Here is a 24,435-nt window from a genome sequence, read left to right as displayed (position 1 = left end):
GCCGGCTGATCGCGCCGACCGCGCACCGCGCAGGCCGGCGCGTGCGGTGCGGCCGCATCAGCGGACCGCATCGCGCTCGACGTCTTCGTCCCGCGCATCGCGCGACGCGCGCGGCACGGCGGCGGGCCGCGGCGGCAGTGCGTCGACCACCGCGCGTCCGTACTGATCGTCGAAGCGGACGATATCGTCCTCGCCGAGATAGTTGCCCGACTGCACCTCGATGATCTCGAGCGGAATCCGGCCGGGATTCTCGAGCCGATGCACTTCGCCGACCGCGATGTACGTCGATTCGTTCTCGCTGAGCAGGAATGTCTCGTTGCCGCGCGTGACTTTCGCGGTGCCGTGCACGACGATCCAGTGCTCGGCGCGGTGATAGTGCATCTGCAGCGACAGCCGCTTGCCGGGCTCGACGACGATGCGCTTCACCTGGAACCGCTCGCCGAGGTCGATCGAATCGTAGTGCCCCCACGGCCGCAGCACCTTGCGGTGCTCGCTCGCCTGCGGACGCCGGTCGGTCTTCAGGCGCGCGACGACGTTCTTCACGCGCTGCACGTCGTGCTTGTTCGCGACGAGCACCGCGTCGAGCGTCTCGATCACGACGACGTCCTTCATCCCGACGCACGCGACGAGCCGCCCTTCGGCGCGCACGAGGCTGTCCTGCGTGTCCTCGAACACGATCGGGCCGCGCGCCACGTTGCCGTGATCGTCCTTCGGCATGATTTCCCAGATCGCGTCCCACGTGCCGACGTCCGACCAGCCGGCCGACAGCGGCACCACGATCCCTTCGATGCCGAGTTCGCTGCTGCCCGCGAGGCGCTCCATCACCGCGTAGTCGATCGAGTCGGACGGACATGCGTCGAACGCCGCCGCGTCGACGCGGAAGAACGGATCCTCGGCGACGCCCGCGCGCCATGCCGCTTCGCACGCCGCGTAGATGGCCGGCGCGAGCGCGCGGATCGCCTTCAGCCACACCGATGCGCGCGTGACGAAGATTCCGCTGTTCCACCAGTAGTCGCCGGACTGCAGATAGCGCTCGGCGAGCGCGGCGTCCGGCTTCTCGACGAACCGGCCGATCGCGTAGCCGCCCTGGCCGCCGCGGCGGCTCGTGCGCGGCTCGCCGACCTGGATGTAGCCGTAGCCGGTTTCCGCACGGCGGGGCAGCACGCCGAGCGTGACGATCGCGCCGTCCTGCGCGTAGCGGGCGGCGCGGCCGACCGCGTCCTGGAACGCGCCGGCGTCGACGATCACGTGATCGGCCGGCATCACCGCGAGCACCGGATCGTCGGCGAGCACGCTCGCATCGAGCGCGGCCAGCGTGAGCGCCGGTGCGGTGTTGCGCGCGGCCGGTTCGAGCAGGATGCGCGCGGGCGCGCCGCGGCCGACCACCTGCGCGGCGCTCATGATGTGATGCTGTTCGCCGCAGACGAGCAGCAGCGTGTCGCACAGCGACGCGTTCGCGATGCCGTTCAGGCGCCGCGCGGTCGCGGACAGCGGCGATTCGTTCGACGTCAGCTCGATCAGCTGCTTCGGGTACTGCTCGCGCGACAGCGGCCAGAGCCGCGTGCCGGAGCCGCCGGCGAGAATCACCGGCAGGATCGACGGCTGGTCGGGTTCGGGAACCGGGCGAAGGTTCGGGGTCATCGGTTGGCTCCGGTATCGGCGGACAGCCGCGTATGGGCAAGGCCGTCGGCGCGCGCTTCTTCGGTTCGGGGCCGGGACGTCGAAACGGCCCGGGACAGCAGTTGACGCAGCGCGCCGGCCGCGCGGTCGGCCGGACGGATCATGCCGACGAACGGCGCGCCCTGTTCGAGAAACGGACCGTACGCCTTGCGGAACCCGAAGCGCTTGTAGAACGCCTGGCGCGGCGCCGGAACGTGCGTACGCACCGCGGCGGCCGGCCATGCGGCATGCGCGGCGGTGAGCGCGCGCTCGATCAGGTGCTCGAGCGTGTCGCCGTCGCGGCACGCCTCGCTCGTCAGCACCTTGTCGATCACGATTTCGGGATCGACGTCGTCGCCGGGCAGGATGCGCGCGTAAGCCGCGACTTCCGCGCTATCGCCGTCGCGCACGGTTGCGTACACGTGCAGTGCGTGCGCATCCTTCCCGTCGATGTCGAGATGCGTATGCGCATCCTCGACGACGAGTACGGCGTTGCGCGCGCGCAGGATCGCGTAGAGATCGACGGCGCTCAGATGTTCGAATTCACGACAATGCCATTCCATGTTGCGGTCCTCGTGTGAAGCCTTCAGCACGCCATGCCGCACGGACCCGTGCGGCCCGTGCGGCGTGGCGAGGATCATGATGCGTACGCGCCGCGCGCCGGTCTGTTCGAAAGCGCACTCACGTTCCGGATTCCGGCATGCCGCATGCAGCGCGACGCCGCCTGCGCGAGCCGGCAGCCGCTCACGGTGCGGTAGCACACATCGCCGGCGCGGCCGCTTGCCGATAATCGACAGGTCCCGGCGGCCGCACTCGCACTGCGACGTGCAGGCCGCCCGCATCGACACGAATGAAGAACGGGGGCCGTACTTGAAGATTGCGATCGTTCACGACTGGCTGGTCGTACAGGGGGGCGCCGAGCGCGTGCTCGCGCAGATGATCGACTGCTTTCCGCAGGCCGACGTCTACAGCCTCGTGGATTTCCTCGAAGACCGCACGTGCGTGCGCGGCCGCGCGGTGCACACGTCGTTCATCCAGAAGCTGCCGTTCGCGCGCACGCGCTACCGCAGCTACCTGCCGTTGTTTCCGCTCGCGATCGAACAGTTCGATCTGTCGCGCTACGACATCGTGCTGTCGAGTTCGTACGCGGTCGCGAAGGGCGTGCTGAGCGGCCCCGATCAGCTCCATGCGAGCTACGTGCATTCGCCGGTGCGCTATGCGTGGGACCTTCAGCATCAGTATCTGAACGAGGCCGGGCTCGCGCGCGGACCGAAGTCGGCGCTCGCGCGCGCGCTGCTGCACTACATCCGCAACTGGGATGCGCGCTCGGCGAACGGCGTCGATCGCGTCGCCGCGAACTCGCGCTTCGTCGCGCGCCGGATCCGCAAGACGTACCGGCGCGACGCGACGGTCATCTATCCGCCGGTCGACGTCGAGCATCTGGCGCTGCGCACGGACAAGGAGCCGTTCTACCTGACCGCGTCGCGGCTCGTGCCGTACAAGCGGATCGACCTGATCGTCGACGCGTTCTCGCGTACGCCGGAGCGGCGGCTCGTCGTGATCGGCGACGGTCCGGACATGGCGAAGATCCGCGCGCTGGCCGGGCCGAACGTCACGCTGCTCGGCTATCAGCCGTTCGACGTTCTGCACGACCATCTGCAACGCGCGCGCGCGTTCGTGTTTGCGGCCGAGGAAGACTTCGGCATTTCGCCGGTCGAGGCGCAGGCGTGCGGGACGCCCGTGATAGCGTACGGCAAGGGCGGCGTGCGCGAGTCGGTGCGCGCATGGCCGTGCGCCGGCGCGACCGGGCTGTTCTACCGCGAGCAGACGACCGACGCGCTGCTCGACGCGCTGGCGCGCTTCGAAGCGCTGCCGCGCGGCGCGTTCGATCCGCACGCGTGCCGCGCGAACGCCGAGTATTTCGGCGCGGCGCGATTTCGCGACGAGTTCACGCGGTTCGTGATGGACGGCTATGCTGCATTGCAGGATGAGCTGGCCGAGACGGCCGCGTTCGTGCCGCCCGACGGCGTTGCGGCCGGCGAGCGCATGCACGACCGGCAGGCGGCGCCGCATGCCGCGGCGCTGCGAACCTGACCGCCGGCTTACAGTGTTGTAACCGATCGCCTCGCGCGGCGCGCTCGCCGCGCCGTTCCCGCGCGGCCGGGTTCGCGGAATTACCGACGCAACGAATGGGCTCGCCGTTTTTTTTGCCGGTTTTCGGCGAAAATTGCGGCCAATGCGAGACGCCGATGTTGCGGAAAAGTAGTATTTGCCACTGATTGACGGCAATGGTCGTAGATAATCAAATCTCAGTCGCCAAAGGCGCGCCGTGCGGGGCTCGCCGTGGCGTTACCGGCTGAATCGATGTTTATCTTTTGGTAACACGAGCATTCGCGAACCAGGTGTAAATTCAGGAGCCGATCGAATGAGGCGGTCATTCCGAAAGTGGGTTGGCCGCCGTCCGGTTCAGCATCGGGCGTGACTGTCGTGTACGACGCGACGCACATGCGGACGGAATTTCCGTTGCGGACGTGCCCAGCCTGACGGCGCGTCGCATCACAGCCGGAACGCCGCGGCACGCGCGGTCGCGCGTTCCGTTCGAGTTCGACGACAACGAGGCCGGATGACAATCCGGCTCGACCTCCGGGGGCTCTCGCCGTGTGCAGTTTCGATATTCGCCAATGCTGCGCAAGCGCAGCGCGGACAGGCGGACAGGCGGCCATGCGCCGTCGCCGCAGTGCACGCGAACGGTTCGCGGAGTGGAGAAATTGATGGTTCGCTATGAATATGCCAATAACGCGCGATAAACGCGCCGGCGGGGAGAGGGGCAACGGGCAGCGTCCTCTCATTTACTGGACGCAGTCGCCGTCCGTCATGTTGCGCAAGGAATTGACGCGGCGCGACTGGAAAGTGTCGATCGTCGCGCATGCCAGCGAGCTGCGCGACACCTCCGGCGAAATCACCTGCGGGATCCTCGACCTGAGCGGCGGTCACGCCGACGCGATCGGCAGCATCGCGTCCACGTGCGCGTCGATGCGCGACGTCGTCTGGGTCGCGCTCGTCGAAGCCGGGCAGACCGCGTCGCCGAACGTGCGCGCGCTGCTGCGCGACTACTGTTTCGACTACATCACGCTGCCTGCGTCGCATCAGCGGATCGCCGATACCGTCGGCCATGCGTACGGGATGGAATGCCTGTTCGCGCGCGACCGCGAACGGCTCGAATCCGACGAGCACGGAATCGTCGGCACCTGCAGCGCGATGCTGCGGCTGTTCGACACGGTGCGGCGCTTCGCGCGCACCGACGCACCGGTGTTCGTGTTCGGCGAAACCGGCACCGGCAAGGAACTGACGGCCGTCGCGATCCATCGTCATTCGGAGCGGCGCAACGGTCCGTTCGTCGCGGTCAATTGCGGCGCGATCCCGCCGCATCTGCTGCAGTCGGAGCTGTTCGGCTACGAGCGCGGCGCGTTCACCGGCGCGAACGCGCGCAAGATCGGCTACGTCGAGGCCGCGAACGGCGGCACGCTGCTGCTCGACGAAATCGGCGATCTGCCGCACGAGAGCCAGGCGAGCCTGCTGCGCTTCCTGCAGGAGCGCTCGATCCATCGTCTCGGCGGCAGCAATCCGGTGCCGGTCGACGTCCGGATCGTTTCCGCGACGCACGTCGACCTGCGCGAAGCGATGGAGGAAGGGCGCTTTCGCGCGGACCTGTTCCATCGGCTCTGCGTGATGCGCATCGATCAGCCGCCGCTGCGCGCGCGCGGCAAGGACATCGAGCTGCTCGCGCATCACATGCTCGAACGCTTTCGCGCGGACGCGCGCCATCGCGTGCGCGGCTTCTCGACCGACGCGATCACCGCGCTGTACAAGCACGACTGGCCGGGCAACGTTCGCGAGCTGATCAACCGCGTGCGCCGCGCGGTCGTGATGACCGAGGGGCGGCTGATCACCGCGCGCGATCTCGAGCTCGAATACTGTCTCGACGCGGCGTCGCCGTCGGTCGCCGATATCCGCAAGTCGATCGAGCGCGAGGCGATCGAAACCGCGCTGCTGCGCACGCGCGGGCGCGTCGCGGCGTCCGCGCGCGAGCTCGGCGTGTCGCGCGCGACGCTGTATCGGTGGATGGAGGCGTACGGGATCGAGCGGCCGCGCGGCACCGGCTCGTCGGACTGACGGGCCGGCAGCGGCGCAGCAGGCGGCTGCCGCCGCGCGCGCTGCGTCAGCCTGCCAGCGTCGCGCGTACCGCGCGCGCGGCGTTCACCGCGCGGATTTCCACGGTCGGCGGCGCGTCCGCTCGGCGGTTCCCGTCGGCGCCGTCGCGCGGCAGCAGCGGGACGAGCTCGACGCGCGCGCGCGTGTCCGGCGCCAGATGGAACCAGTCGTCGCGCGGCACGAAGCCCGGCGCGTCGATCTGCACGTGGCGCGCGACATGCCGCGTGCCGATGTCGACGTGCCAGGTATCGCCGCTGCGCGAGACGCACGCGTCGATGCCGGGCTCGCGCGGCGCGAACACGGCCGGATGCGTGCGCGACGGAAAATGGAACGCCTGCGACAGCAGCGTGCCGTCTTCCGCGCGCAGCGTCGCGACCACGGTGTCGTGCTCGCACGGGCCGAAGCGATACGCGTAGGTCCAGTCGAAGAAGCGGCCGAGCAGTTCGGCCGAACCGATCCGCAGCGCGTCGTGCGCGGCCATCCGCACCGGGCAGCTCGCGCGCGCGACCGGCGTGCGGCCGTCGCGCAGCGCGACGAGCTCGACGGTCGCGATGAGCGGCGCCGCGCGCTCGTTGAGCACGTGCACGTCGATCCCGTTCAGCCCTTCGTCGACGAGCAGCACCTGCACCGGCTGCAGCACCTGGCGCAGCGCATACCATGCCGATTTCGGCCGGTGCGACGCGTCGATCACGCCCCATCCGGCGCCCGGCATCACGTCCTGCAGCTGCCAGACGAGCGCGCCGGCGCAGCGCGAGCCCGCACGCCGCCACTCGGAGAACGTGTCGCGCATCACGTCCGCGACCACCGCCCGCGACAGCTCGAAGTAGCGCGCCGGATCCTCGCGCCGCAGCCGGTCGGGCGCGACGTCGTACAGCGTGTGCAGGTAATGGTCGCGGATATCGTCGAAATCCCACGACGTGCCGGGATCGCGCGGCACGGCCGCCTTCCAGCGCGGCTCGTGCACGCCCGGCCAGCCCAGTTCGGCGAGCATCGCGTCGCACGGCACGTTCGCGAACGCGAGGCATTCGCTCGCGAAGCGCACGTCCGCGCGGCGCGCGTCGTCGAGCGGGCGCAGGTACGCGCCGACGCCGTAGTAGTGCGACACGCGCTCGCGCGGCACGAACGGCAGCACGCCGCCGTCGGGCGAGTCGGGCACATAGACTGCGTCCGGCCGCCGCGCCGCCGCGTGTGCGGCGAGCCGCTCGGCGGTCAGTTCGAGAAACCGCTGCTTCGGCGCGAGTCCCGACATCGCGGCCTGCTGCGCGATTTCGCTGCCGCCGCACAGCACCGCGAGCGACGGCGACGCGCGATGACGCACGAGAAACTGTTCGGCCTCGCGATCGACGGCGTCCGCGAACGCGTCGTCGTCGAGCGCGTAGTCGAAGTTCGCGAACATGAAGTCCTGCCAGACCAGCAGCCCGAGCCGGTCGCACCACGCGTGGAACGCGTCGGCTTCGTAGGTCATCGTGCCGCCGACGCGGATCATGTTGAAGCCCGCATCGCGCGCGTGTCCAAGCAGGCGGCCGTACGTCTCGTCGTCCGCATGCAGTGCGAGCGGCGCAGCGCTGCTCCAGCACGCGCCGCGCGCGAACACCGGCACGCCGTTGATGCGCAGCCCGAAGCCTTTGCCGTCGGCGCCGGCGTCGAGCTCGATCGTGCGAAAGCCGGTTGCGCCGAGCGCACGCCGTGCGTCGCCGATCTGCAGCGCGACGTCGTAGAGCGCCGGTTCGCCGTGCGTATGCGGCCACCAGCGGCGCACGTCCGGTACCTTCACGGTCGCGCGCAGCCGGTCCGCGCCGACGCGCTCGAGCGTCGCACGGTGCTCGCCGCACGACAGCCGCGCCGCGATCGCATCGGGCAGCGGCGCGGCGAACGCGAGCTCCGCGTCGAGCCAGCCGGTGTCGCCGTCGACGCGCGCGTGCAGGTCGCGATGAACGAGAACGGGGCCGTCGGCCGGATCGATCACGTCGATCGGCCGCCACGGTCCGGTCGGCACGTACGGCGGAAACCAGCCGTGCATGTGGCCGAGCAGAGACGTGCGCACGGTGCGCAGCGTCGCCGGTTCCGCGAGCCGCGTACGCCAGCGTGCGCGGCGCGGGGCGCGCGCGTCGCGCAGATGCGGCGCGAGCGCGCGGAAGCACAGCGTCAGCCGGTGCGTGCCGTCGAGCGACACGCTGGCGTCCTGCGCGACGAACATGCTGTTCGAGCGCAGGATCGGCGTGTCGTCGAGCCACGCTTCGGCAAGCGTCGCGAGACCGTGAAAGCGCAGCACGCGCGGCCCGTGCCCGCGCAGCTCGGTGCGGTACCAGTGATCGCGTTCGTCGAGCGAAGCCGCTTCGTCGAGCCGGCCGGCCGACGCGAGCGCCTGCGCGACCGTGCCGGGCACCGGCGCGTCGATCCAGCCTTCGGCGGGCAGCTCGCGCGGCACGCGCACGGCGCCCGCGGCCGTGGCGAGCATCGACCACGCGGGCGCGACGCACGCGCCCGTCACCGCATCAGCGGCACGGCTGCCGCGTCGTGCCGAACGGGTATCGCAAATGGCGGCGGCGCGTGCACCGGCGGCGCGATTTGCCGCGCGCACGCGATCAGATCGTCGTACGCGGCCTCGATCGCATCGAGCGTCGCGTCGCCGCGCTCTTCCTTGCCGCGCGCGCACGCACGCGCGAGGCGGAACTCGAGCACCATCGCTTCGGACGCGATTCGGTCGCACGCCGCGCGAATCTCCGCGAACGGGCCGATGCAGCCGCTCGCCTGCAGCCAGCGCGCGTAGTGGCCGAACAGTTCGAAGTTCGCGCCGAGCTGCCGCACCGAGTTGAACGAGTACGCGTGGAAGCGTTCGAGCGGCGAATCGGCGAGCGCCTTCGCGTCGATCTGCAGCTGCCGGCGGAACGCGGCGATCGGATTGACGACGGGCAGGCGCCGCAGATGCCGCTGCAGCGCGGCGAGCGATACCTCGCACAGCACGCGCTCGTCGAGCGGCGGAAAACGGCGCTTCGCGCATTCGACGTACGGCGGCAGCGGCATCGGCGTGTTGCCGCCGACGAGCCCGTTGTAGTCGAAATCCTCGGCCACGTAGTAGCCGCTGTTGTGGAAATAGCCGATCTGGTGATGCGCGCGGTCGATCGCGTCGATCCCGATCGTCGTCTTCGTATGCTGCGTGCGGTAGCTGATCCCGCGCGTGTCGGGCAGGAACCACGCGTCGACCTCGACGATCATCAGATGGCCGCGCGCGACCTGCGTCTCGATGTGCTGATCGAGCGGCTCGTAGATCGAATGCTCCTGCACGACGATCCCGTACAGCCGCTCCAGTTCGTCGTGCGGAAACTTGAAGAACGTGAACTGGTCGCCTTCGAAATCGAGCGCGATCGTAAACGGCAGCGCCGCGTACGGATTGAAGCCCCACCAGCGCAGCACCTCGAGCCACATGTCGACGTAGCAGTTGGTCTGCTTCCACACCATTTCCTGGCTGTGCAGCGGGTGCGGCCGGTAGTGGCGCGCGCGGTGGCGCACGTCCTCGAACGACGCATGTTCGCCGTCGCGGGAAACGAACCTCATTGCGTCCCCCACAGCGCGTCGCGGACGTCGGCCGGCCACGCATCGATGTCGAAGCCGTGATGGCGGAACAGCGCGAGCGTGAGCCGTTCGAGGCCGAAGCCGACGCAGCCGGTATGCGCGACGTCGCCGGTCGCGGTGCGGATGTCCCACAGCACGCCGAAGTGGTCCATGTGGTAGTTGAAGCTCAGGCACGCGGTCTGCCGGCCGTCGTGCTCGATCGGGATCAGCAGCTCGAACTTCAGGTTCTGCTCGCGCTGGCTGTCCGCGACGATCTTGCCGCCGCGTCCGAAGAACGGATCGTTCGCGAGGTCGATCGTGTTCGGCAGCCGCAGCGCGTCGATCATCCGCGTGCCGCGCTCCATCCAGGTCTGGCGGAACGCGACGATCTGCTCGGGCGTGCCGATGCGCACGTACTCGCGCATCCGGAACAGCTGCATGCGGGTCGGGTCGAGCGACGGTTCGTGGCGGAAGCAGTACGAGAACACGTCGAAGAGGCGGCCGTCGTCGGGCAGCGCGCCCGCGCGGGCGACGACCGGATAGACCGGATAGCATGCGGCCGGCGTCATCACGACGTAGGTCGGCTTCTGGTTTTCGGTCCAGTCGTCGCCGCGATCGAGGCATTGCAGCAGGCGCTGGTGCTGCTGCTCGTTGCCGCCGAACGCATGCACGCTGCCGGCGAGCTGCGGGAAGCTCTTCATGTATTCGCTGCGCTCGAATTCGGTGCGGCTCATCGCCGGCGGAAAGCGCAGCACTTCGGCGTGCTGGTCGGCGCCGATGCGCGTGACGAACGCGTCGAGCGCTTCGACGACGCGCTCGAACCGCTCGCTGCGGCCGAACAGCCCCTGGATGCCGGTCGACACCAGCAGGCCCGAGTCGATCATCGCGTCGCGCAGCGGATTGATGCCGGCACGGTCGAACGGTGCGTCGGCGGATGCGGAGGCGGGCGCAGCGGCGGCGGAAGGCACGGCGAGTCGATCGTTCATGTATGTTTCTCCAGCGTTGCGGGACGCAGCGCGAGCAGCAGGTTCGAGGTATTGACGGCGATGCGGTCGTTGCTGATCATCAGCGGCGCCGCATGGAGGTCGCGGATGTGGCGGCCGACGCTGAACGGCGTACCGTGCTTGTAGCCCGCCATTCCGCAGATCATCATCGCCTGGTGCGCGACTTCGAGCGCCGTCGACGACACGTAGGTCTTCAGCGTGTTGATTTCGGCGGCCCACGCCATGCCGGCCGACCATGAACGCGACGATGCGTTCTCGTACAGCCGCAGCACGTTGTCGACGCGCGCCTGCATCGCCTGCATCAGCGCCAGCGATTCGGCGATGCGCCGCGACGCGGGCGACGGCGCGCCGTCGGTCTGGCGCGCCTGCGCGCGGAAGAACTGATGCGCGCGATGGAACGCGTCGCCCGCGACGCCGATCCATACCGCGGCCCACAGGATGTGCGACACCGGCACCATCGTCTGTTCGGCGATCTGCGCGAACGGCACCGGCAGGCATTGCACGGCCGCGCCTTGCGCATCGAGCGTGAAGCCGTTGCTGCACGTCCCGCGCATGCCGAGCGTGTCCCATTCGCCGCGGCGCGTGAGCGTATAGCCGTCGCGCAGCAGCGTGACGAGCACCTGCTCGGACGGCGGCGCGTCCGCGTCGCGCCGAGCGGTCGCAAGAATGCCGTCCGCGTAGTCGCCGTACGAGATCGTCGGTGCGGCTTTGCGCAGCCGGAACTCGGCGCCGTCGAGCTCGAGCGCGCACTGGCTCGCGCGCAGGTTGCCGCCGACGCCGTCTTCCGACGTGGCCGACGCGAGCAGCCATTGATGGCGCACGAGCTGCTGCAGGAACAGCTTGTGCCAGCCCTGGTCGACCGCGTGATTCACGATGCACGCGACCTGGATCTGGTGCATCGCGAACACCATCGCCGACGATGCGCACGCCTGGCCGAGGATCGAGCAGGCCGACGCGATGTCGGCGAGCGACGCGCCGGCGCCGCCGAGGTGCGTCGGCACCATCGCGCTCAGCAGCCGGCGTGCGCGCATCGCCTCGATCGCCTCGACCGGGCAGCGCGCGTCGCGATCGACGGCGTCCGCATGCTGCGCGGCGATCTGGGCGACCGCGCGCGCGGCTTCGTCGAGCCGGCACGATTCGCTGTCGGCCGCGAGGTCGTGGAGCAGCGTGCTCATGCGGAGTGCTCGGTGCGTTGAAGCATCGCGATCGTGTCGGCGAGCGCGTCGATGCTGCGGAACAGGTTGCGGTTCAACATGTCGTCGGGAATCTCGACGTTGAACTGCTTCTCGATCGCGAGCATCAGCTGGATCGTATCGAGCGACGAAAGGCCTGCTTCGTACAGGTCGTCGCCGTCGCCGATCGAATCGATCGCGGCTTCGAGATGGGCAACGTGCTTGAGGATGTGTCTGATTTCGGTTTTCACGTGCAGCTCCGGCGTGCGTGGTGTCGTCGTCCGCACGGGGCAGACGCGCGCGACGCGCTGACATCCCCCGGCAGTCCTGCATCAGTAGACCATTCGTGCGCGCGCGGTTCTGTTCGTCACCCTACAATCGGCCGACCCCGCAAGCGCCGGCGCACGCATGTGCGCCGGCCGGCGCGTCACACGCGTGCGGCGGCGGGCACGCTCGTATCGGCCGACAGGATCCGCTTCATCTCGTCGCGCACGATCGCGCGGCAGCCGCACGACATCTTCGCGAGTCCGTCGAGATCGGCGAGCACGATCGAGCTGCGGTACTGCCGGATCAGCCCGAGCTTCTGGATTTCGCCGGCCGCGTCCGTGACCGTCTCGCGGCGCACGCCGAGCATCTGCGCGAGCATGCTGTGCGTGACCTGGATCTCGATGCTGCGCGAGCGGTCGTACGCGAGCAGGAACCACCTGCACAGCTGATGCTTGAGCACGTGATGGCGGCTGCAGAACGTGATCTGCGACACCTGTGCCATCAGCAGCCGCACGCACACGAATACGAGGTGGCGAATCACCGGCGACGCGTCGAACGCGGCGTCGAAGATGCGGCGATCGAGCCGATAGACGAAGCCGTCGCGGCATGCGACCGCACGGCACGGCATGCGGCCGCTGCCGCCGATCACGTCGTCGCACACGATGCTCTCGCTGCCGACCTCCGCGACCTCCAGCGTCATTCCGCCCGACGACACGTACTGCAGCGAGATCGCCATCGTGACGGGCAGATAGACCGCCGCGAGCGTTTCGCCGGGCTCGCACAGCACCTGTCCGGATTTCAGATGGACGAGCTGAAGATTCGAAACCAGCGTCGCGCGATCGTCGCGATCGAGCGCAGCGAGAAACCGGTTCGCATCGAAGCTGTGGGAAAGCTCGATCATGCCGCCGGGATGGGCGACGGTGTCATTGGCATAAAGAGTCACGGCGTATCCCCAGGAGTAACGGCCGCACGCGCGCTAACGCGCTCCGCGGAGGCGTTTTAGCACGGGCGTGCGGAATACGTGAGTCGAATTCGAATGTCGACCAGGCCGAAAAGATTAGCAGCCGGTCTAATTCAGCCGATTGCCCATTGCGTCATCTCACAAAGTTTGACGGTTCGGTTGAATGAAAACGTTATCCGGATTTTGCAATTCAATCGCCCAGGAATTAATCATCCTGGAATGGAATGACACGTCAGGGCGGTATTCACCGCCGCTCGGGAATCAATCGGGCGGCGCAGCGTATCGTACAGCCAAAATGCCGAAAAGGCATTGAACATTATTTGACAATTAAATTTCAGGAGCCGTTTTTATCTGATGAATCAAGGGCTTGGATGTTATGTGTGCGATAGCTGACAGTATCGTCATTTGGTGTGACGATTCAGACTTGAGACAGTTTGAAACGTCTGATCGATACGGAACGCTTCATGTCAGGACCAGCTGGAACATGATGAAAATCGTTGAAAATCCGCGGTAAGTATTTGAACCGTAAGACCGTCGCGCCCGTGCGGCCGCGCTTGGCCGGACGCGCGGGCATTGATCAGTCGAAACACGTGCAGTGTCCGCGGCATCGGCGAGTGTCCGGAAATGAGACATTTTCTTCGGTTCTCGTCGGCTTATTCGGCCGGCCTAAATCCGATGCGATTCATATATTAAGGACGAGCCGATATTGGCACGCAAATCGCTTATTCGGCCGGGCGTGTCGAAACGGGACGGCCGACGCGATCCGGGGGCAACGAGCCGATGGTCGGGTGGATTTTGGTTGCGGGCCGCAACCGGTGCATATCGTCTGGCACGCATCGCGATAACGAATTCGGCCGGCGCGGCTGCGCGCCGGGCGAACAATAAAAGGGATAAAGACATGTTCCATCTTCATTCGAGCTATTCGGCCAATGCCATCCTCGACGCTCTGCCGGAAGAGAGCATTCGCGCCATCGCACCGCATCTCGAGCTGGTCAGGATCAAGACCGGCATGCTGGACCGGGTCGGCGAACCGACGCGTCATCTGCATTTCCCGACGACGGCGATGATGTCGGTGCAGCACCTGATGGAAGACGGCGCGATGGTCGAGGTCGCGGTGGTCGGCCGTGAAGGGGTGGTCGGGCTGGCGACGCTCGTCGGGGGCGCCGCGGTATCGAACCGGGTCGAAGTGCGGATCGCCGGGATGGCGTATCGCTTGCCGACGTGCGTGATGCGCGCCGAATTCGAGCGTTCGCCGGCGACTTACCGGCTGCTGCTCAACTACTGCCAGGCCACGATGGCGCAGATTTCGCGCAGTGCGGTGTGCAACCGCCATCATTCGGTCAGCGAGCAGCTGTGCCGCTGGCTGCTGCTCGCGCACGACCGGATCGACGGCGACGAGCTGACCGTCACGCAGCAGACGATCGCGAACATGCTCGGCGTGCGCCGCGAAGGCGTGACGGAGGCCGCCGGCAATCTGCAGGACGCGGGGCTGATCCGGCAGCGACGCGGCCGCATCACGATCCTCGATCGGCACGGGCTCGAACACCACGCGTGCGAATGCTACGAGCTGATCCGTGCGGACTATCGTCGGCTGCTCGGCTCGCGCGAACACGCACGGCCGATGTCGATGCCGCTGCCGATGCTCCCGCGCATGCCGGACATGCATGTCGGATTTCCGGCGCATGGTGCGTGACGATGCAACCGATGTCAGGTGGAACGAATGCGGCGCGCCGTGCCGCGCTCGCGGCGCTCGACGCCGCGCTCGTGCTGGGCGGCGCGTTCGGCGCACAGGCCGCGGCGGGGCTCGCATGGCATGACCTGTCCGACGCGCAGCGCGGCGCGATCGCGCTGCTGTGCGTGCTGAGCGTCGCGCTGCTGCCGCACGACGTGCGTGCCGCGCGCCACGGCACGGCCGCGCCGCGTGCGATGCACCCGTTCACGCGCACGGCGATCGCGATCGTCTGCGCGAGCGTGCTCGCCGCGGGCGCGACGATGTGGATCATGAACCGCGGCGGCACGGTCGATACACGCTGGATCGTGCGTACGATGCTGGCCGGCGCCGCGGCCCTGCTGGTCGGGCGGGCCGCGCTGTCCGCGCTCGCGCTCGCGCTTGCGCGCCGCGACCCGCGCGTGCGGCAGCGGCGCGTCGCGATCGTCGGCGCGACCGCATACGGGCGCGTCGCGATCGAGCGGATGCAGCTCGCTCCGGACGGTCCGTTCGCGGCGGCCTGCGTGTTCGACGACGATGCGCCGGCCGCCGCGGGCGGCATCGGCGGCGTACCGGTGATCGCCGACTGGAGCGCGCTGCGCGACATGATCCGCGGCGGCCGGATCGATGAAGTGTGGCTCACGCTGCCGCTGTCGCACGAGTGGCGAATCCAGCGCATCGTGCGCGAGCTGCGCGACGAGTTCGTCGAGCTGCGGCTGCTGCCCGACGTGCGGCAGATGGCGCTCGTCGAGCGGTCCGCGACCGACGTGCTCGGAATGCCGGCGATCAACCTCGCGACCACGCCGCGCTCGGCACCGGAGCTGTGGGCGAAGTTCGCGTTCGACCGGCTGTTCGCGATCGGCGTGCTGATCCCGCTGCTGCCGCTGCTCGCAGTGCTCGCGATCGCGGTCAAGCTGTCGTCGCCGGGGCCGGTGCTGTTCAGGCAGCGACGCAAGGGCGCCGACGGCCGCGAGTTCGAGATCCTGAAGTTCAGGACGATGCGCGTGCATCGATCGCAGCCGGGCGTGCTGAAGCAGGCATCGCGCAACGACACGCGCATCACGCCGGTCGGCGCGTTCCTGCGACGCACGTCGCTCGACGAGCTGCCGCAGTTCTTCAACGTGCTGTTCGGGCAGATGTCGGTCGTCGGTCCGCGTCCGCATGCGATCGAGCACGACGACTTCTATCGGCAGCTCGTCGACTGCTACATGTATCGCTATCGCGTGCGGCCCGGAATCACCGGATGGGCGCAGGTGAACGGCTATCGCGGCGAAACGCGCAAGGTCGAGGCGATGGCCGCGCGCGTGAAGTTCGACCTGTTCTACATGCAGAACTGGAGCTTCTGGTTCGACATGAAGATCATCCTGCTGACGATCGTGCGCGGCTTCGTCGGGCGCAACGCGTTCTGACGCACGCGCGGTACGTTCGACCGTACGTTGTGCGGTCGAACGTACCGACCGGATCGACGACGACACCGACACTGACGGCACAGCAGCATCCCGCGTCGCGGGATGCCCGGCGGCGCAATCGCGCCGCAGCCATCGGAACGATCATCATCATGTCAACGTCGATTCGTGAGGGGCGCGCACCGGTACTCGCAGAGGTGCGCGCGGACACGAGCGTCGGCGCGGCCGCGCACGTCGCGCGCTCGCGCGGCCTCGCCATCAACGGAAAGTTCACCGCGCAGCGCATGACCGGCGTTCAGCGGGTCGCATACGAGCTGACGACCGAGCTCGCGCGCATCGCGAATGCCGACGACGCGCCGTCGCTCGTCGTGCCGCAGGACCACGATCCGTCCGGCTTGCCGGCCGGCGCGCGCATGCAGACGTCGGACCGCCTGCACGGCACGCTGTGGGAGCAGTGGACGCTGCCGCGCACGACGCGCGGCCGCACGCTGCTGAGCCTGTGCAACATCGGTCCGCTCGCGAAGCGCGATCAGCTGCTGATGATTCACGACGCGGCGGTCTTCGACTTGCCCGCCGGCTATTCGCTCGCGTTTCGGCTGTGGTATCGCTTCGCGTTTTCGATCCTGAAGCGGCGCGCGCGCCATATCGTCACCGTGTCGCATTTCTCGCGCGCACGTCTCGCCGCGCGATTGCGCGTGCCGCCCGCACGCGTGTCCGTGGTGCCCGCCGCGGTTGACCATATCGACCGGATCGACGCCGATCCGCGCGTGCTGTCGCGGCTGAAGCTGGACACCGACGGCTACGTGCTGTTCGTCGGCTCGCTCGCGCCCGGCAAGAACCTCGCGCGTGCGCTCGAGGCGATCGCGCTGATGCGCGCGTCGCATCCGACGCTGCGCTTCGTGATCGCGGGCGGCGCGAATGCGAAGATCTTCGGCGCGCGCGCGGCCGGCCTGCGCGACGACGATCCGTACGTGACGTGGGCCGGCTACGTGACGGACGGCGAACTGAAGGCGCTGTACGAGCATGCCGGCTGCTTCGTGTTTCCGTCGCTTTACGAAGGGTTCGGGTTGCCGCCGCTCGAAGCGATGCGCTGCGGCTGTCCCGTGGTCGTGTCGCACGAGGGCGCGTTGCCGGAGGTCTGCGGCGGCGCCGCGTTGTTCTGCGATGCGTATTCGCCGCCGGACATCGCGGCGGCGATCGCGCGCGTGATGGACGACGCGGAACTGCGCGCCCGGCTGCGCACGATGGGCCGCGAGCATGCGCGGCGTTACAGCTGGCGGCGCTCGGCACGCGCATTGCTCGATATCGTGCGCGCCGATGCGTGAACGGCGGCGGACGCGATTGCGGTTCGACGCGCAACGCACGCGGCGGCGCGCCGGGCTGTGCACTCGGTGCGGTGCGGCGGCGGAGGATTCGTCGCAGCGCGATCGTTTTGCGCGCGGCGCGCGCTACACATGACGTACGGCGCGCGTCGCACGCGCCGCTGCGTCGCTGCGTCGACCGACGATCGAATCAAATACGCCCGTGCGGCGTTTTCGCGTCGGTCCCCGCTTTCCGCACCTGTCGCGCATCGACCGATGCCGGTCGACACATCGTCGTTCGTTGGGTTTATCCTGCGTCGAATGCGCGGAAACCCCGCACCGGAGACAGACGATGGCGCTCGACGAACGGCAGCGGCAGACGCTGCAACAGCGGCTGAACGAACGCGAGCACGCGCTGCGAGCCGACATCCGCGCGAGCGACGATCGGCGCGCGTCGGAGTCGTATGCGGATCTCGCGGGCGCCGCCCCCGACGAAGGCGACGAGGCGAACGCGGATCTGTTTGTCGACGTCGGGCACGCATTGACCGGCATCAGGCTCGCGGAATTGCGCGCGATCGCGCGTGCGCAGCAGCGGATACGCGACGGCAGCTACGGCAGCTGCATCGATTGCGACGCGCCGGTCGGTTACGCGCGTTTGCTCGCGCGTCCGACGGCCGAGCGCTGTACGCGTTGTCAGTCGATTTACGACCGACGATACGGAACCGCGCCGCATGCCTCGCTCTGAAGTCGCCGTGACGGCCGGCATGTCGGTCGAGCGTTGGATGCAGCGCGCGGCCGGCGTAGGATGACCACGAGGGCTCGCGGCGGCGGCGTCATGCGGCGCCGCGCGGGCGCAGGCTGCCGCGCCGGCGCGCGGCGCCATCCACGCGCAAGAGGATCACGCCGATCATGCCGATCCACAACGCCGAGTGTGCGGCCGTGTTTGCCGAAATCGCCGACATGCTCGAAATCCAGGGCGCCAACCCGTTCCGGGTACGCGCATACCGCAACGCCGCACGCACGATCGCGAACTACGGACGCGACATCCCGACACTGATCGCAAGCGGCGGCGATCTCGCGAAGATTCCGTCGATCGGCGCCGACCTCGCGTCGAAGCTGCGGGAAATCGCCGCGACCGGCACCTGCGAACTGCAGCAAACGCTGCGCCGCGCGTTGCCGGGCGCCGTGGTCGAACTGCTCGACGTGCCGGGGCTCGGCGCGAAACGCGTGAAGGCGCTGCACGATGCGTTGCAGGTCGATACGCTCGAACAGCTGCGCGCCGAAGCGAAGAGCGGACACGTGCGCGCGCTGCCGGGCTTCGGCGCGAAGACGGAAGCGCAGTTGCTCGATGCGATCGACGAACGCCTGCAGCGCGAGCCGCAACGATTCCTGCTGCCGGATGCCGCGCGCTCGCTGATGCCGTTGCTCGAACGCCTGCGCGCGGTCGACGGCGTCGTCGAAGCCGTGCCGGCCGGCAGCTTCCGGCGTCGCCGCGAAACCGTCGGCGATCTCGACATCCTCGTGACCGCGCGCGATCCGGCCGCGGTCGGTCATGCGTTCGTCGCGTGCGCCGACGTCGGACGCGTGCTCGCGAACGGCAATACGCGCTCGAGCGTGCTGCTGAAGAACGGGCTGCAGGTCGACCTGCGCGTGGTCGACGCCGACGCGTTCGGCGCGGCGCTCGTCTACTTCACCGGATCGAAGGCGCACAACATCGCGCTGCGCCGGCTCGCGCAGGCGGCCGGTCTGAAGATCAACGAATACGGCGTGTTTCGCGGCGACGAGCGGATTGCCGGTGCGACGGAGGCGTCCGTCTATGCGGCGATCGGGCTGCAATACGTGCCGCCCGAACTGCGCGAGGATCGCGGCGAGATCGATGCGTCGCGCGCCGGTGCGCTGCCGCCGCTGGTCGAGCGCGCGCACGTGCATGGCGATCTGCACGCACACACCGACGCGTCGGCCGGGCGCGACGGTCTGTGCGCAATGGCGGACGCCGCGCGCTCGCGCGGGCTCGACTATCTTGCCGTTACCGACCGAATGCCGGCCGTTGCGGACGACCGCGCCGGCTGCGACTGGCTCGTGCGGCAGATCGACGAGATCGATCGCATCAACGCGTCGCTCGACGGTTTCGTGCTGCTGAAAGGCGTCGAAGCCGGCATCCGCGACGATGGCAGCCTCGACGTGCCGGACGACGTGCTCGGCCGGCTCGATCTCGTCGTCGGCGCGGTGCGCGACGGCTTCGATCTGTCGCGCAACGCGCAGACCGAGCGGATGCTGCGCGCGATGGATCGTCCGCATTTCACGATCCTCGCGCATCCGACCGGCCGCATGCTCGGCGAACGCGACGCATATGAGCTCGACGTCGCGCGCGTGATCGCGCATGCGGCCGAACGCGGCTGCTTCGTCGAACTCGATGCGCAGCCGCGCCGTTTCGATCTGCCGGACGTGTGGTGCCGCGAAGCGGCGAACGCGCACGTGCCGATCGCGATCGGCTCGGATGCGTATTGCGCGGACGATCTCGACAACCTCGCATACGGCGTCGATCATGCGCGGCGCGGCTGGCTCACGCGGCGCGACGTGATCAATACGCGTACGCTCGCGCAGCTGCGGCCGCTGCTCGCGCGCACGATGGGTGCAAGCGGCGTGTCGGCGCGCGGCGGACCGAACGGCGCGTGAGGCGCGCCGGCCGTTGCGTCCGCAACGGGCGGCGCGAGCGCGAGCGCGAACGTCGGCGCAGGCGCGTCACGCGAGCACGTCCGTTGCCGGCACGTATGGCAGCCCGAGCGCGTGGGCGACCGCTTCGTACGTGATGTGCCCGTCGCAGACGTTCAATCCCGCGCGCAGATGCGGATCGTCGGTCATCGCGCGTTTCCAGCCGTTGTCGGCGAGCGCGAGCGCATGCCCGAGCGTCGCGTTGTTCAGCGCGAACGTCGACGTGCGCGCGACCGCGCCGGGCATGTTCGCGACGCAGTAGTGAACGACGCCGTCGACGACGAACGTCGGCTCCGCGTGCGTAGTCGGATGCGACGTCTCGAAGCAGCCGCCCTGATCGATCGCGACGTCGACGACGACCGCGCCCGCGCGCATCGTCGCGATCATGTCGCGCGTGACGAGCCGCGGCGCCGATGCGCCGGGCACCAGCACCGCGCCGATCACGACGTCGGCGTCCCGCACGGCTGCTTCGACTGTATGCGCGTTCGAGCAGACGGTCGTGATCCGGTTCGCGAACGTCAGGTCGAGCTGGCGCAGCCGCGCGACGTTGGTGTCGAGCACGGTGACGCGCGCGCCGAGGCCGACCGCCATCTGTAGCGCGCCGGTGCCGACCACGCCGGCGCCGAGCACGACGACGTGCGCGGCAGGCACGCCGGGCACGCCGGCCATCAGCATGCCGCGGCCGCCGCGCGGGCTTTCGAGGTGCGTCGCCGCGACCTGGATCGACATGCGGCCCGCGACTTCGCTCATCGGCGCGAGCAGCGGCAGGCCGCCGCCGGGGCCCGTCACCGTCTCGTACGCGATGCAGACGGCGCCGGATTTCACGAGCGCCGCCGCCTGTTCCGGATCGGGCGCGAGATGCAGATACGTATAGAGAATCTGGCCGCGCCGCAGCATCGCGCACTCGGCGGGCTGCGGCTCCTTGACCTTGATGATCATGTCGGCGCGCGCGAAGATTTCGTCCGCGCCATCGCACAGTGCGGCGCCGGCGGCCGTGTAGTCGTCGTCGAGCAAGCCGATCGCGGTGCCGGCGCCTCGCTGCACGAGCACGCGATGGCCGTGCCGCGTCAGTTCGTGCGCGCCGGCCGGCGTGAGGCCCACGCGATATTCGTGGTTCTTGATCTCTTTCGGCACACCGATCAGCATGGGTCGTCTCCGTAGTTGTTTGGTCGTCGCCGCGTCGTCGTTTGTCCGCACGCGCCGCGGAAAGCGCCGATCGTGCGCATCGATCGTCGTGTCGGAATAAAAAGGGTAGTGGTGCGCGGGGCGAAGTCAAGCGAGCAGCGGTGACGCTGCGGGCGGCCGCCGCGTCGCAGCATCGAGGTTGCGGCGCGCTCGTTCGGCCAGCGGCGCCGAGCGCGCGCGATACGAACGAACCGGCCGCCGTATCGGCGTTGCGCATCTCCGGCCGGACTATTTTTCAATTGTTGCCGTTTTCGATGCAGTCCATTGTGACGCGGCAGGTGGACATGGAACCGGTTCCATTTATAATCGCGGCACCGCGCGCCAGCGCCGTGCAGAAGGGCGCGGATCGTGCTTCGTCGTAGACGGATGCGCGATCGGGCCGAACGAAGGCCGCGGCGACGCGATGCAGGCCGAGCGGTCTGCATTCGTCCGACCAACAGGTCCGTGAAGAGACCGACCCGCGCGGTGCGCGACTTCGGCGCGAACGCGGTTGCATGACGGCGCGGCCGCCGAGTGCGCGGCGGGCGCCCGCATCCGGATTGCCGCAGCACGAAACGACGGGACGGCCCGCCGCATGCGGCAGGGCCGCCGCACCGGGCACGCCGCATGCGAAATGCACGTGCCCCGAATCACGACCCCAACGATCAACATCCGACCATGTCCACGCCACCAGACAAACCCAACTCGCGTCGCCGCTTCCTGCGCACGTCGGTTGCGCTCGTGCCGATCGCGTCGGTCGCCGGCTGCGACCTGCGTTCGTCGTCGCCGTCCGCGACGACGGCCGGCAACGCGCCGGCCGCGGCCGATGGCGACCGCTCGCCGTACAAGCCGACCTTCTTCGACGCGAAGGAGTGGGCGTTCGTGCAGGCCGCGGTCGACCGGCTGATTCCCGCCGATGCCGAAGGCCCCGGCGCGCTCGAAGCCGGCGTGCCCGAATTCATCGACCGCCAGATGGACACGCCGTATGCGCACGGCGCGACGTGGTACATGCGGGGACCGTTCCAGCAGGGCGCGCCCGAACTCGGCTACCAGCTGAAGCTCGTGCCGCGCGATCTGTACCGGCTCGGCATCGCGGCCGTCAACCGCTATTGCGAGAAGACCCGCGGCAAGGCGTTCGCGGATCTCGACGCGCCGACGCGCGACGCGGTGCTCGGCGAACTGGAGAAGGGCAGCGCGCAGATCGACGACGTGCCGCCCGGCGTGTTCTTCGGCCTGCTGCTGCAGAACACGCGCGAAGGCTACTTCTGCGATCCGGTTCACGGCGGCAACCGCGGGATGGCCGCATGGAAGATGATCGGCTTCCCCGGCGCGCGCGCCGACTTCATGGACTTCGTCAACCAGAACGGCAAGCCGTATCCGTACGGCCCCGTGTCGATCAACGGGGAGCGCACCTGATGGCTGCAGACAAGAAGCCGCATGTCGATGCGGTGATCGTCGGCTTCGGCTGGACCGGCGCGATTCTCGCGAAGGAATTGACCGAGGCGGGACTGAAGGTCGTCGCGCTCGAGCGCGGCGAGTATCGCGACACGTATCCGGACGGCGCGTATCCGAACACGATCGACGAACTCACGTACAACGTCCGCAAGAAGCTGTTCGTCGACCTGTCGAAGACGACCGTGTCGATCCGTCACGGCATCAACGACACCGCGCTGCCGTACCGGCAGCTCGCGGCGTTCCTGCCGGGCGAGGGCGTCGGCGGCGCGGGGCTGCACTGGTCGGGCGTGCACTTCCGGATCACGCCGGAAGAGCTGCGGCTGCGCAGCCATTACGAAGAGCGCTACGGCAGGAAGTTCATCCCGGAAGGGATGACGATCCAGGATACGGGCGTCAGCTACGACGAACTCGAGCCGCACTTCGACTTCGCGGAGAAGGTGTTCGGCACGTCCGGACAGGCGTACAAGGTCGGCGGCAAGGTGGTCGGCGACGGCAACGTGTTCGAGGCGAACCGCAGCGACCATTTCCCGCTGCCGCCGCAGCTCAACACGTATTCCGCGCAGCGCTTCTTCGACGCGGCGAAGTCGATCGGGCTGCATCCGTACCGGCTGCCGTCAGCGAACACGTCCGGGCCGTATACGAACCCGTACGGCGTACAGATGGGGCCGTGCAACTTCTGCGGCTACTGCAGCGGCTACGCGTGCTACATGTATTCGAAGGCGTCGCCGAACCTGAACATCCTGCCCGCGCTCCGGCAGACGCCGAACTTCGAACTGCGCTCGAAATGCCACGTGCTGCGCGTCGATCTCGACGACACGAAGAAACGCGCGACCGGCGTCACGTACGTCGATCCGGCCGGCCGCGAAGTGCATCAACCGGCCGATCTCGTGATCGTCGCCGCGTTCCAGTACCACAACGTGCACCTGCTGCTGCTGTCGGGCATCGGCAAGCCGTACGACCCGATTTCGGGCGAAGGCGTCGTCGGCCGCAATTTCGCGTATCAAAACCTGTCGACGATCAAGGCGTTCTTCGACAAGGACACGTTCACGAACCCGTTCGTCGGCGCGGGCGGCAACGGCGTCGCGGTCGACGACTTCAACGCGGACAACTTCGATCACGGCCCGCTCGGCTTCGTCGGCGGCTCGCCGCTGTGGGTGAACCAGGCCGGCGTGAAGCCCGTGAGCGGCATCGCGACGCCGCCCGGCACGCCGCAGTGGGGCGCCGCGTGGAAGAAGTCCGTCAAAGACTACTACGCGCATACGATCTCGATGGACGCGCACGGTACGAACATGTCGTACCGCGACGTCTATCTCGACCTCGATCCGACGTACCGCGATTCGTACGGCCAGCCGCTGCTGCGGATGACGTTCGACTGGAAGGACAACGACATCCGGATGGCGCGCTACGTGACCGGCCAGATGCGCAGGATCGCCGAGGCGATGGGGCCGAAGGCGATCAGCGTGTGGACGCGCGAATTCGGCAAGCACTTCGACACGCGCGCGTACCAGACGACGCACCTCGTCGGCGGCGCGATCATGGGCACCGATCCGAAGACGAGCGTGCTGAATCGCTACCTGCAATGCTGGGACGTGCACAACGTGTTCGTGATGGGCGCGTCGGCGCTGCCGCAGGGCATCGGCTACAACCCGACCGGGATCGTCGCGGCGCTCGCCTACTGGTCGGCACGCGCGATCCGCGAGCAATACCTGAAGAATCCCGCTCCGCTGGTGACCGTATGAAGAGGACAGTGAACCCCAACGCCGCGCGCCGTGTCGCGCGCGCACTGGCGACCGGCGCGGCGTGGGTCGTGCTCGCGGCGCCGGCCGTGCTCGGCGCGGCCGTCGGCACGGCGCTCGCGCAGC

The 24,435-nt window shown here is 68.5% G+C and carries 18 protein-coding genes; 9 read left to right on the top strand and 9 right to left on the bottom strand.

The window, feature by feature from the left end; translation table 11 throughout:
• Window positions 1-57 precede the first annotated feature (57 nt).
• Both BUB20358_RS25315 and BUB20358_RS25310 read right to left on the bottom strand, forming a co-directional pair.
• Complete coding sequence (locus BUB20358_RS25315) at window positions 58-1,641, bottom strand: mannose-1-phosphate guanylyltransferase/mannose-6-phosphate isomerase (RefSeq protein ID WP_035974005.1); 1,584 nt, start codon at window positions 1,639-1,641, stop codon at window positions 58-60.
• Window positions 1,638-2,300 carry a GNAT family N-acetyltransferase gene (locus BUB20358_RS25310; protein ID WP_081293726.1) on the bottom strand — a complete coding sequence of 221 codons (663 nt, stop codon included), beginning with the start codon at window positions 2,298-2,300 and terminating at the stop codon, window positions 1,638-1,640. The genes BUB20358_RS25315 and BUB20358_RS25310 overlap by 4 nt, the downstream gene beginning before the upstream one ends.
• Window positions 2,301-2,529: 229 nt before the next feature.
• Between BUB20358_RS25310 and BUB20358_RS25305 the strand changes: the two genes are divergently transcribed.
• A complete protein-coding gene (locus BUB20358_RS25305) occupies window positions 2,530-3,753 on the top strand; it encodes a glycosyltransferase family 4 protein (protein WP_035975235.1) in 1,224 nt (407 codons plus the stop codon).
• A 687-nt stretch (window positions 3,754-4,440) separates the two neighbouring features.
• Entirely contained in the window at window positions 4,441-5,832 is a 1,392-nt protein-coding gene (locus tag BUB20358_RS25300) for a sigma-54 dependent transcriptional regulator (protein WP_006765790.1), read from the top strand.
• Between the two features lie 46 nt (window positions 5,833-5,878).
• On the opposite strand, the gene BUB20358_RS25295 is transcribed toward BUB20358_RS25300, so the two are convergent.
• The 6 genes from BUB20358_RS25295 to BUB20358_RS25270 all read right to left on the bottom strand — a co-directional run bounded on the left by BUB20358_RS25295 (window position 5,879) and on the right by BUB20358_RS25270 (window position 12,809).
• On the bottom strand, window positions 5,879-8,329 hold the full coding sequence (locus tag BUB20358_RS25295; RefSeq protein ID WP_174484771.1) for a glycosyl hydrolase 2 galactose-binding domain-containing protein: 2,451 nt from the start codon (window positions 8,327-8,329) through the stop codon (window positions 5,879-5,881).
• 29 nt (window positions 8,330-8,358) lie between these two features.
• A complete protein-coding gene (locus BUB20358_RS25290) occupies window positions 8,359-9,426 on the bottom strand; it encodes a DUF1839 family protein (protein WP_006765792.1) in 1,068 nt (355 codons plus the stop codon).
• Window positions 9,423-10,409: an amino acid--[acyl-carrier-protein] ligase gene (locus tag BUB20358_RS25285; RefSeq protein WP_006765793.1), complete on the bottom strand. Its 987-nt coding sequence runs from the start codon at window positions 10,407-10,409 to the stop codon at window positions 9,423-9,425. The genes BUB20358_RS25290 and BUB20358_RS25285 overlap by 4 nt, the downstream gene beginning before the upstream one ends.
• Complete coding sequence (locus BUB20358_RS25280; RefSeq protein WP_006765794.1) at window positions 10,406-11,602, bottom strand: acyl-CoA dehydrogenase family protein; 1,197 nt, start codon at window positions 11,600-11,602, stop codon at window positions 10,406-10,408. The genes BUB20358_RS25285 and BUB20358_RS25280 overlap by 4 nt, the downstream gene beginning before the upstream one ends.
• Window positions 11,599-11,850 (bottom strand): acyl carrier protein, encoded by a 252-nt coding sequence (locus BUB20358_RS25275; RefSeq protein ID WP_035975236.1) that lies wholly within the window; start codon window positions 11,848-11,850, stop codon window positions 11,599-11,601. Before BUB20358_RS25275 ends, BUB20358_RS25280 begins: the two co-directional genes overlap by 4 nt.
• A gap of 176 nt (window positions 11,851-12,026) precedes the next feature.
• On the bottom strand, window positions 12,027-12,809 hold the full coding sequence (locus tag BUB20358_RS25270) for a Crp/Fnr family transcriptional regulator (protein ID WP_006765796.1): 783 nt from the start codon (window positions 12,807-12,809) through the stop codon (window positions 12,027-12,029).
• Window positions 12,810-13,725: 916 nt separating this feature from the next.
• Between BUB20358_RS25270 and BUB20358_RS25265 the strand changes: the two genes are divergently transcribed.
• From BUB20358_RS25265 to polX, 5 genes are all read left to right on the top strand, one after another.
• Window positions 13,726-14,520 carry a Crp/Fnr family transcriptional regulator gene (locus BUB20358_RS25265; RefSeq protein ID WP_035974008.1) on the top strand — a complete coding sequence of 265 codons (795 nt, stop codon included), beginning with the start codon at window positions 13,726-13,728 and terminating at the stop codon, window positions 14,518-14,520.
• Window positions 14,521-14,531: 11 nt separating this feature from the next.
• Window positions 14,532-15,944 (top strand): undecaprenyl-phosphate glucose phosphotransferase, encoded by a 1,413-nt coding sequence (locus tag BUB20358_RS25260; RefSeq protein WP_035975238.1) that lies wholly within the window; start codon window positions 14,532-14,534, stop codon window positions 15,942-15,944.
• A gap of 149 nt (window positions 15,945-16,093) precedes the next feature.
• Entirely contained in the window at window positions 16,094-17,266 is a 1,173-nt protein-coding gene (locus BUB20358_RS25255; protein WP_035975241.1) for a glycosyltransferase family 4 protein, read from the top strand.
• 328 nt (window positions 17,267-17,594) lie between these two features.
• Window positions 17,595-17,987 carry a TraR/DksA family transcriptional regulator gene (locus BUB20358_RS25250; RefSeq protein WP_006765800.1) on the top strand — a complete coding sequence of 131 codons (393 nt, stop codon included), beginning with the start codon at window positions 17,595-17,597 and terminating at the stop codon, window positions 17,985-17,987.
• 164 nt (window positions 17,988-18,151) lie between these two features.
• Entirely contained in the window at window positions 18,152-19,918 is a 1,767-nt protein-coding gene (polX, locus tag BUB20358_RS25245) for a DNA polymerase/3'-5' exonuclease PolX (protein WP_006765801.1), read from the top strand.
• Window positions 19,919-19,984: 66 nt separating this feature from the next.
• Here the strand turns inward: polX and ald are convergent, their stop codons facing one another.
• The gene (gene ald / locus BUB20358_RS25240) at window positions 19,985-21,100 is read right to left on the bottom strand and encodes an alanine dehydrogenase (protein ID WP_006765802.1); all 1,116 of its coding nucleotides are present in this window, start codon (window positions 21,098-21,100) and stop codon (window positions 19,985-19,987) included.
• 696 nt (window positions 21,101-21,796) lie between these two features.
• Here ald and BUB20358_RS25235 point away from each other — a divergent pair.
• Window positions 21,797-22,534 (top strand): gluconate 2-dehydrogenase subunit 3 family protein, encoded by a 738-nt coding sequence (locus BUB20358_RS25235; RefSeq protein WP_035974010.1) that lies wholly within the window; start codon window positions 21,797-21,799, stop codon window positions 22,532-22,534.
• Complete coding sequence (locus tag BUB20358_RS25230; RefSeq protein ID WP_035974012.1) at window positions 22,534-24,312, top strand: GMC family oxidoreductase; 1,779 nt, start codon at window positions 22,534-22,536, stop codon at window positions 24,310-24,312. The genes BUB20358_RS25235 and BUB20358_RS25230 overlap by 1 nt, the downstream gene beginning before the upstream one ends.
• The last annotated feature ends 123 nt before the right edge of the window (window positions 24,313-24,435 follow it).

The organism is Burkholderia dolosa (genome assembly GCF_902499135.1).
Lineage (GTDB): Bacteria > Pseudomonadota > Gammaproteobacteria > Burkholderiales > Burkholderiaceae > Burkholderia > Burkholderia dolosa.
The sequence above is the reverse complement of the archived record's forward strand: the minus strand, read 5'-3'. Positions and strand labels throughout refer to the sequence as shown.

Coding starts and splice junctions, on each gene's coding strand:
- BUB20358_RS25235 (WP_035974010.1), top strand. CDS start 21,797: ATGTCCACGCCACCAGACAAACCCAACTCGCGTCGCCGCTTCCTGCGC.
- BUB20358_RS25250 (WP_006765800.1), top strand. CDS start 17,595: ATGGCGCTCGACGAACGGCAGCGGCAGACGCTGCAACAGCGGCTGAAC.
- BUB20358_RS25230 (WP_035974012.1), top strand. CDS start 22,534: ATGGCTGCAGACAAGAAGCCGCATGTCGATGCGGTGATCGTCGGCTTC.
- ald (WP_006765802.1), bottom strand. CDS start 21,100: ATGCTGATCGGTGTGCCGAAAGAGATCAAGAACCACGAATATCGCGTG.
- BUB20358_RS25280 (WP_006765794.1), bottom strand. CDS start 11,602: ATGAGCACGCTGCTCCACGACCTCGCGGCCGACAGCGAATCGTGCCGG.
- BUB20358_RS25260 (WP_035975238.1), top strand. CDS start 14,532: ATGTCAGGTGGAACGAATGCGGCGCGCCGTGCCGCGCTCGCGGCGCTC.
- BUB20358_RS25295 (WP_174484771.1), bottom strand. CDS start 8,329: ATGCTCGCCACGGCCGCGGGCGCCGTGCGCGTGCCGCGCGAGCTGCCC.
- polX (WP_006765801.1), top strand. CDS start 18,152: ATGCCGATCCACAACGCCGAGTGTGCGGCCGTGTTTGCCGAAATCGCC.
- BUB20358_RS25310 (WP_081293726.1), bottom strand. CDS start 2,300: ATGATCCTCGCCACGCCGCACGGGCCGCACGGGTCCGTGCGGCATGGC.
- BUB20358_RS25255 (WP_035975241.1), top strand. CDS start 16,094: ATGTCAACGTCGATTCGTGAGGGGCGCGCACCGGTACTCGCAGAGGTG.
- BUB20358_RS25265 (WP_035974008.1), top strand. CDS start 13,726: ATGTTCCATCTTCATTCGAGCTATTCGGCCAATGCCATCCTCGACGCT.
- BUB20358_RS25285 (WP_006765793.1), bottom strand. CDS start 10,409: ATGAACGATCGACTCGCCGTGCCTTCCGCCGCCGCTGCGCCCGCCTCC.
- BUB20358_RS25290 (WP_006765792.1), bottom strand. CDS start 9,426: ATGAGGTTCGTTTCCCGCGACGGCGAACATGCGTCGTTCGAGGACGTG.
- BUB20358_RS25300 (WP_006765790.1), top strand. CDS start 4,441: ATGAATATGCCAATAACGCGCGATAAACGCGCCGGCGGGGAGAGGGGC.
- BUB20358_RS25315 (WP_035974005.1), bottom strand. CDS start 1,641: ATGACCCCGAACCTTCGCCCGGTTCCCGAACCCGACCAGCCGTCGATC.